Here is a 7,551-nt window from a genome sequence, read left to right on the forward strand (position 1 = left end):
CAAATCCGCTTCGTTTAGAAGACGCCGGGGCTGCCTGACCTTGCCGGAGAACAACCCTTGATGATCCGCCGCCTGATTGTGCCGCTGACCGCTGCCGTCGTGATTGTTCACGCCGGGCAAGTGCTTGCGCAAGGTGCGTTTCCGGCGCCATTGCCCAACCAGAGCGCGGCACCCGCGAATGCCTCGCCGTTTCCGCCGGTGAATGGCGCTGCGCCGTCGGCCTCGGTCGGCTCCCCGTCGCCGTTCCCGTCGCAAGGTGCCGCCCCGGTTTCCAGCGGAGCATTCGGAGGCGGAGCGCCGCCGCCACAGGCCAGCGGTTCGCCAGACGCCTGCATGAAAGGGTTCGTTCCCTTGCGCGAGGAGGCCGAGCGGCGCGGCAAGCTGATCAAGGCCGCAAGCGACCGCAAGGCGGCGCCGGATGAGGCCTGCAAGCTGATCAAAAATTTCGGCCAGGCCGAATTGAAGATGATCTCATATGTCCAGACCAATTCCGCCAAATGCGGAATTCCGCCGCAGATCGCCGACCAGCTCAAGAACGGCCACAAGAACACCGAGAAGATGCAGAATCAGGTCTGCGCCGTCGCGGAGCAGGCGCGGACACGCGGACCCGCCGGTCCGAGCCTCAGCGAAGTGCTTGGCTCTTCGGCGGCGCTGCCCGAGGCGCAAACCGTGAAGAAGGGCGGCAGCACCTTCGATACGCTGAACGGCAACGTTCTCGCGCGATGATCCCGGCCCGATGAGCGACGCGACCACCCGCGTTGCCGATGCGACCGGCAACTGGGTCGATACGCGCGCGCCGTCCTGGTCGCGGCCTTACTTACGGCTTTCCCGTTTCGACCGTCCGATCGGATCGTGGCTGTTGCTGATGCCGTGCTGGTGGTCGGCGGCGCTGGCCGCCGGCATTGCCCGCGACGTCTCGCAATTGCCGCTCGTGATCGTGCTGTTTTTCATCGGCGCCTTTGTCATGCGCGGGGCAGGGTGCACCTGGAACGACATCACCGACCGCGATCTCGACGCGCGGGTCGAGCGGACGCGGTCGCGGCCATTGCCCGCCGGGCAGGTCAGCGTGACGCAGGCGTTTGCCTTCCTGGTCCTGCAGGCGCTGATTGGATTGGCAGTGCTGCTGCAGTTCAACGGCTTCGCGATCATGACCGGCATCGCCTCGCTCGTCATCGTCGCCGTCTATCCCTTCATGAAGCGCATCACCTGGTGGCCGCAGGTCGTGCTGGGGCTTGCCTTCTCCTGGGGCGCGCTGATGGGATTTGCGGTCACGCTTGGGCGGATCGATCTGACCGCGCTCGTGCTCTATGCCGGCTCGATCGCCTGGGTGATCGGCTACGACACGATCTACGCCCACCAGGACGCCGAGGACGACGCGCTGATCGGCATCAAGTCCACCGCCCGCCTGTTCGGCGCGCGCACCCATCGCGCGCTCGCGGTGTTTTACTCGCTCGCAGTGATCTTGATCGGCGTAGCGCTGGCTCTGGGCGGCGCACGCTGGCCGGCCTGGATCGGCCTGGTCGCGTTCGCCGCGCATCTCGCCTGGCAGATCAGGCGATTGGACATCAGCGATCCCGCACTGTGCCTGCGGGTATTCTGGTCCAACCGCGATGCGGGGCTGTTGCTGTTCGCAGGACTCTTGGTTGACGCGGTGGTGCGCGCGTAGTGTGTCCGTCGTCGTCCCTGCGAACGCAGGGACCCATAACCACAGGCTTTCGTTGTTGAAGAAGGTCGTCGACCCGCGCGCTCAATAAGTGCTGCCGCGGAGTATGGGTCCCTGCGTTCGCAGGGACGACAGCGATGAGGAGCGTCTCACTCATCCTGCAGGAGCGATGACGAGGTTAATCCCGCGCGATGATCTCGCGTTCGCCCTGATGGATATTGGCCGGGTTGAGCAGGTCGCCGGCGCGGCGGCGCACCAGGAATTTCGGGCGGCGGGCGCGGATCGCGTTGTGGCGGCGGCGCCGGGCGGCCGGTTCGCCGTGGTCATCTTCCGCCAATAGCGGCAGCGCGAAGATGTCGCTCCACATCTGCCAGGCGGAAGCGATCTCCTCATCGTCGGAGCTCACGCACAAGGGAATGTTCAGCGAGGGGTCGCGATGCGCCAGCACCAGCATCTGTGCGTCGTCGTCGAGACCACGCAACGCGACGCCAAGAAAGTCGCTGACGCGGACGTTGATCGCCATCCGCATGCCCTTGACGGCACGGTGCAGCACAACGCGTTCGCGATGGAGTTCGATTTTTCGCACGCCGCCGTCTGCGCGGGTGTCGTGCGCATGGAAGCTAAGCGGCAGAGAAAGAGGGTCGAGCCGCAGTGCACGGCTCGACCCGGCGGGATTGATCCCGCTTATTGCTGTTTGACGCCTCACGGCTCTCATCTCCCCGCCGGGATTATGTTCCCGGTCGATACGCGAGACCTTAGCCGAGCGATTTCCGTTTCGTCTTAAAAAGCCTGGTTAAGGAGACGTCACCCGCCCTGGATCTCCCCGCATGATTGACAAGACCTTGGCACGCATGATTGACGAGACCTTGCGCAAATGCCGAAATTGTTTGGTATTTGGCGTCGCAAAATGCTTGAAATCCCTGTGAATCAGGCACATCTGAGGACCTTGCGATCTGCGCCTGAAACCCCTTCAATGTCAGGGATTTTGTTTGTGAACTCTTCACCATCCGGCACGTCACAGCTTTCGAAGTCCCAGAAGACCTCTGACGCGGCCTCCGACCTGTTCGATCAATCGGCGCTCTCGACGCTGGCGCAGCAACTGGTCGAGGCGGCCAAGCGCGCCGGTGCAGATGCCGCGGACGCGGTCGCGGTGCGCGGCGTCTCGCAGGGGGTTGAAGTGCGCGATGGCCGGGTCGAGGAATCCGAGCGTTCGGAAGGAGATGACGTCGGCCTGCGCGTGCTGGTCGGACAGCGCCAGGCGGTGGTCTCCACCAACGACATCTCCGGCGACGGCGTCGCCAAGCTTGCCGAGCGTGCGGTCGCAATGGCCCGCGTCGCGCCCGACGACAAATATGTCGGCCTCGCCGACCCCTCGCTGCTGGCGCGCGAGTTCGCGGATCTCGATCTGCTCGACCGCAATATTCCGACCACAAGCGAGCTGGAGCGCCGCGCCTGCGAAGCGGAGGCCGCAGCTCTGGCGGTCAAGGGCGTGACCAAGTCGAGCGGCGCGTCCGCCTCGAGCGGCATCGGCGGCATGGTGCTGGTGACCTCGACCGGCTTCCACGGCTCTTACCTGCGCTCCAGCCACGGCATCTCCGTGACCGCGATCTCGGGCGAAGGCACGACGATGGAGCGCGATTACGATTTCAGCTCGGCCCCGCATGCCTCCGACCTCGCGTCGCCCGAAAGCGTCGGCCGCAGGGCGGGGGAGCGTACCGTGGCACGCGCCAATCCGCGCAAGGTCGAGACCTGCAAGGTGCCGGTCGTGTACGACCCCCGGGTGTCGGCATCGCTGGTCGGCCATCTCGTCGGCGCCATCAACGGCGCTTCGATCGCGCGCAAGACGAGCTTCCTGAAGGACCGGATGGGCGATCAACTGTTCGCGAAGAATATCCGCATCATCGATGATCCCTTGCGGGTGCGCGGTCTGCGCTCGCAGACCTTCGACGCCGAGGGCGTGAAAGTGAAGAAGCTCGCGCTCATCGATGAGGGAGTGTTGACCACGTGGCTGCTCGATTGCGCGACCGCGCGCGAGCTCGGGCTGGTCACGACCGGGCATGCCCATCGCGGCGTCTCGTCGTCGCCGTCGCCGGGATCGTATAATCTGCATCTCGAGCCCGGCGAGATGACGCCGAAGGAACTGATCTCCGACATCAAGCAGGGTTTTTACGTCACCGACCTGATCGGCTCCGGCGTCAACGGCGTGACCGGCGATTACAGCCGCGGCGCCTCCGGCTTCTGGATCGAGAATGGCGAGATCACTTACCCCGTCAGCGAGGTGACGATCGCGGGGCATCTGCTGGCGATGTTCAAATCGCTGGTTCCCGCCAACGATCTGGAATTCCGCTATGGCGTCAACGCGCCGACGCTGCGCATCGAGGGCCTGACGCTTGGCGGACGCTGATACCGCCGACCGGATCTCGGCGCGCGATGCCGCGCTGTTGAGGGACACCGTGCGCGAAGCCGGTGCGCTGGCGTTGTCGTTGTTTCGCACCGAGCTGAAGAACTGGACCAAGGGCGCCTCGTCGCCGGTCTCCGAAGCCGACATCGCGGTCAACGACCTCGTGGAGCGGCGGCTGCGCGCGGCGACGCCGGATTATGGCTGGCTCTCGGAAGAGAGCGTCGACGACGACGCGCGTCTCGGCAAGGGGCTGGTCTGGATCGTCGATCCGATCGACGGCACCCGCGCCTATCTCGCCGGCCGCGAAGACTGGTGCGTCAGCGTGGCGCTGGTCGCGGGTTCGGCGCCGGTGCTGGCGGCGGTGTTCGCTCCCGCCAGCGACGAATTCTTCTTCGCGGTCCGCGGGCAAGGCACCACGCGCAACGAAGTGCCGGTGCGTGCAACCGCAGGAACGGACCTCGATTTTTCCCGCATGGCCGGTCCGAAGCCGCTGGTGCAGCGGCTGAGTTCGTCACCGGACGAGATCACGCTGCATCCGCGAATCGGATCGCTGGCGCTTCGGTTGTGCCGGGTTGCGGACGGCAGCCTCGATGCCGCTTTTGCAGGCGGTCAGAGCCGCGACTGGGATCTTGCCGCGGCGAATTTGATCGTGCAGGAAGCGAATGGTAGAATGACCGCGCTCTCGGGGGATGCGATTGAGTATAATCGCCGGGAGGTGGTGCACGGGGTGCTGGTGGCGGCGGGACAGGATCGGCATGCGCGCATTGTCGAGCATTTCCGAAATCGTCCGTTGCCCTGAATCGGTCGAAATCCGTGCCACAAATCATCCCGTCCACGCCGCGACAAACGCTGTCGCTCCTGCTTGCCGGGCATCTCATTAGGAAAGACCAACATGCCAGATAGTGCCCCGCAGCAATTGCTTCATCTCGTCATCGGCGGCGAGTTGACCGATCTCGAACACACCACGTTCAAGGACCTCGACCAGGTCGACATCGTCGGCGTGTATCCCAATTACGCATCCGCTCACGCGGCCTGGAAGGCGAAGGCGCAGCAGACCGTGGACAACGCCCACATGCGCTACTTCGTGGTTCACCTCCACCGGCTGCTCGATCCAGGTCAAGACACGAAGTCCTCCAGTTAAGAAGTCCTGCAGTTGAAACGATTCCTTCGCGACTTGCTGCGCAGCACCTGGGTTCAGCGCGCGCTGGGGGTGCTCGCGGCCGAATATCTGCGGCTGGTCTGGCTGACCAATCGCTTCAGCTATGAGCCGGCCACCGTCTATGACATCGTCGAGCCGGAGATGCCGGCGATCTTCGCATTCTGGCACGGCCAGCATTTCATGACGCCGTTCATCAAGACCAAGGAGAGCCATCGCGCCAAGGTCCTGATCTCGCGGCATCGCGACGGCGAGTTCAACGCCATTGCCGCCGAGCGGCTCGGCATTGGAACCATCCGCGGCTCCGGCGATCACGGCGGCGCTTTTCACCGCAAGGGTGGCGTCGGCGCCTTCAGGGAAATGCTGCAGGCGCTCGAAGAAAAGTGGAACGTCGCTACCACCGCCGACGTGCCGAAGCGCGCGCGGGTGGTGGGGCTCGGAATCATCATGTTGGCGCGGGAGTCGGGCCGGCCGATCATGCCCTTTGCGATGGTGACCAGCCGATTCATCCGGTTGAAGAACTGGGACTCTACCACCATCAATTTGCCGTTCGGGCGCGGTGCGGTGGTAGGCGTTGGACATGTATACGTGCCGCCGGATGCCGATGCCGAGACTATGGAAAAGCTGCGTCTTCAGGTAGAAGCTTATCTGAACGAAGCGACCCGTCGCGCCTATAAGGCCGTCGGCCGTCCGGAGGCCGCTCTTGGCTAATTCGCTGCCGATGACGTTGCGCGTCTACCGGAAACTGTCGTTCGCGATGGTGCCGCTGTCGCCTGCGTTGATCAGCCGGCGATTGAAGCTCGGCAAAGAAGATCCGGCGCGGGTCGGCGAGCGCCGCGGCATCAGCGCCGACGTCCGCCCCCCAGGCCCACTGGTGTGGATTCACGGCGCCAGCGTTGGCGAGGTGCTGGCAGCGGCTGCGCTGATCGAGCGGCTGCGCGCGCTCGACCTGCGTATCCTCGTGACGTCAGGCACGGTGACCTCGGCTGCGATCGTCGCCAAGCGGTTCCCCTCTGACGTCATCCATCAATATGTGCCCTACGACTCGCCGCGCTACGTCACGCGTTTTCTCGATCATTGGCGGCCCTCGCTGGCGCTGTTCATCGAATCCGATCTGTGGCCGAACCTGATCCTGTCGAGCGCCGCGCGGCGGTTGCCGATGGTGCTGATCAACGGGCGGATGTCGCACCGCTCGTTTCCGCGCTGGCGCCGGGTCGCAGGGACCATCTCGGCGCTGCTTGGCAAGTTCGACGTATGCCTGGCGCAGTCACAGACCGATGCCGATCGCTTTGCCGCTCTGGGCAGCCGCAACGTCATCGTCACGGGAAATCTCAAGCTCGACGTTCCCGCTCCGCCGGCCGACGGCAACAAACTGGATATGTTGATGTCGATGACGCGCGGCCGCCCGGTGGTGGTCGCGGCCTCCACGCATCCCGGCGAAGAGGAAATCCTCACGGAAACCCACCGGACGCTCGCCCGCTATTTTCCACAGCTGCTCACCGTGATCGTGCCGCGGCATCCCGATCGCGGCGAGGCCATCGCGCGCATGATCTCTGCCGCGGGTCTCAATCCGACCCTGCGCTCGCACGAGGATCTACCCACCGCTACGACCGACATCTATGTCGCCGACACCATGGGTGAATTGGGATTGTTCTACCGGCTGGCGCCGATCGTGTTCATGGGCGGGTCGCTGGTCGAGCATGGCGGGCAGAATCCGATCGAGGCGATCAAGCTCGGTGCGTCGGTGGTCCACGGCCCCCACGTTTTCAATTTCACCGACGTCTACGAAGCCCTCGATTCGGCCGGCGGCGCGCGGCGGGCGGATACGCAGGAAGCGCTGGTCAAGCACTTCGGGCAGATGCTCGCCGATCCCAAGGCGCGCGAAGCCGTGCTGACTGCGTCCGAGCGCGTGGTCGGGCAGCTCGGCGGCGCGCTGGAGCGAACGCTCAGCTCGCTCGAGCCGTACTTGCTGCAATTGCGGATCGAGATGGGAGCCGCCAATGCGTGAGCCGGGCTTCTGGCACGGCCCGTCTTCGCTCAACAAGCATCTATTGAAACCGCTCGCCGCACTCTATGGCGCCGTTGCCGCAAAGCGCCTGCACCGCAAGGGATTGAACGCCGGCATTCCGGTGCTCTGCATCGGCAATTATAGCGTCGGCGGCGCCGGCAAGACGCCGACCGTGCTGGCGCTGGCGAAGCTGCTGCGCGAGCTCGGCGAGACGCCGGTCGTGCTCAGCCGCGGCTATGGCGGTGAATTGCGCGGGCCGGTCAGGGTCGATCCTGTCAGGCACGCGGCTTCCGATGTCGGCGACGAGCCGTTGATGCTGGCAG

Annotated in this window: 9 protein-coding genes; 8 read left to right on the plus strand and 1 reads right to left on the minus strand. The window is 64.8% G+C overall.

Annotated elements, in window-relative coordinates; genetic code table 11:
* The first annotated feature begins 60 nt into the window (after nucleotides 1-60).
* Together CP49_RS26055 and ubiA are read left to right on the plus strand one after the other, a co-directional pair.
* Nucleotides 61-726 carry a hypothetical protein gene (locus CP49_RS26055; protein WP_057853031.1) on the plus strand — a complete coding sequence of 222 codons (666 nt, stop codon included), beginning with the start codon at nucleotides 61-63 and terminating at the stop codon, nucleotides 724-726.
* 10 nt (nucleotides 727-736) lie between these two features.
* Nucleotides 737-1,666 (plus strand): 4-hydroxybenzoate octaprenyltransferase, encoded by a 930-nt coding sequence (ubiA, locus tag CP49_RS26060; RefSeq protein WP_057853032.1) that lies wholly within the window; start codon nucleotides 737-739, stop codon nucleotides 1,664-1,666.
* Nucleotides 1,667-1,841: 175 nt separating this feature from the next.
* On the opposite strand, the gene CP49_RS26065 is transcribed toward ubiA, so the two are convergent.
* Nucleotides 1,842-2,369: a DUF6101 family protein gene (locus CP49_RS26065; RefSeq protein WP_057853039.1), complete on the minus strand. Its 528-nt coding sequence runs from the start codon at nucleotides 2,367-2,369 to the stop codon at nucleotides 1,842-1,844.
* Between the two features lie 285 nt (nucleotides 2,370-2,654).
* On the opposite strand from CP49_RS26065, the gene CP49_RS26070 reads away from it, so the two are divergent.
* From CP49_RS26070 to CP49_RS47855, 6 genes are all read left to right on the plus strand, one after another.
* On the plus strand, nucleotides 2,655-4,067 hold the full coding sequence (locus tag CP49_RS26070; protein WP_057853040.1) for a TldD/PmbA family protein: 1,413 nt from the start codon (nucleotides 2,655-2,657) through the stop codon (nucleotides 4,065-4,067).
* Nucleotides 4,054-4,863 carry an inositol monophosphatase family protein gene (locus CP49_RS26075; RefSeq protein WP_057853033.1) on the plus strand — a complete coding sequence of 270 codons (810 nt, stop codon included), beginning with the start codon at nucleotides 4,054-4,056 and terminating at the stop codon, nucleotides 4,861-4,863. The genes CP49_RS26070 and CP49_RS26075 overlap by 14 nt, the downstream gene beginning before the upstream one ends.
* Nucleotides 4,864-4,956: 93 nt before the next feature.
* Nucleotides 4,957-5,205: a DUF4170 domain-containing protein gene (locus tag CP49_RS26080; protein ID WP_057853034.1), complete on the plus strand. Its 249-nt coding sequence runs from the start codon at nucleotides 4,957-4,959 to the stop codon at nucleotides 5,203-5,205.
* Nucleotides 5,206-5,217: 12 nt separating this feature from the next.
* The gene (locus CP49_RS26085; RefSeq protein ID WP_057853035.1) at nucleotides 5,218-5,931 is read left to right on the plus strand and encodes a lysophospholipid acyltransferase family protein; all 714 of its coding nucleotides are present in this window, start codon (nucleotides 5,218-5,220) and stop codon (nucleotides 5,929-5,931) included.
* Nucleotides 5,924-7,228 carry a 3-deoxy-D-manno-octulosonic acid transferase gene (locus tag CP49_RS26090; protein WP_245310870.1) on the plus strand — a complete coding sequence of 435 codons (1,305 nt, stop codon included), beginning with the start codon at nucleotides 5,924-5,926 and terminating at the stop codon, nucleotides 7,226-7,228. Before CP49_RS26085 ends, CP49_RS26090 begins: the two co-directional genes overlap by 8 nt.
* Nucleotides 7,221-7,551: tetraacyldisaccharide 4'-kinase (locus tag CP49_RS47855; RefSeq protein WP_245310871.1), on the plus strand; the 331-nt coding region annotated here is incomplete at its 3' end. The genes CP49_RS26090 and CP49_RS47855, both read left to right, overlap by 8 nt.

It is taken from the genome of Bradyrhizobium valentinum, from assembly GCF_001440405.1.
Lineage (GTDB): Bacteria > Pseudomonadota > Alphaproteobacteria > Rhizobiales > Xanthobacteraceae > Bradyrhizobium > Bradyrhizobium valentinum.

Excerpts from the sequence above, each read along its gene's own strand:
- CP49_RS26080 (WP_057853034.1), top strand. The coding sequence starts at position 4,957 with ATGCCAGATAGTGCCCCGCAGCAATTGCTTCATCTCGTCATCGGCGGC.
- CP49_RS26055 (WP_057853031.1), top strand. The coding sequence starts at position 61 with ATGATCCGCCGCCTGATTGTGCCGCTGACCGCTGCCGTCGTGATTGTT.
- ubiA (WP_057853032.1), top strand. The coding sequence starts at position 737 with ATGAGCGACGCGACCACCCGCGTTGCCGATGCGACCGGCAACTGGGTC.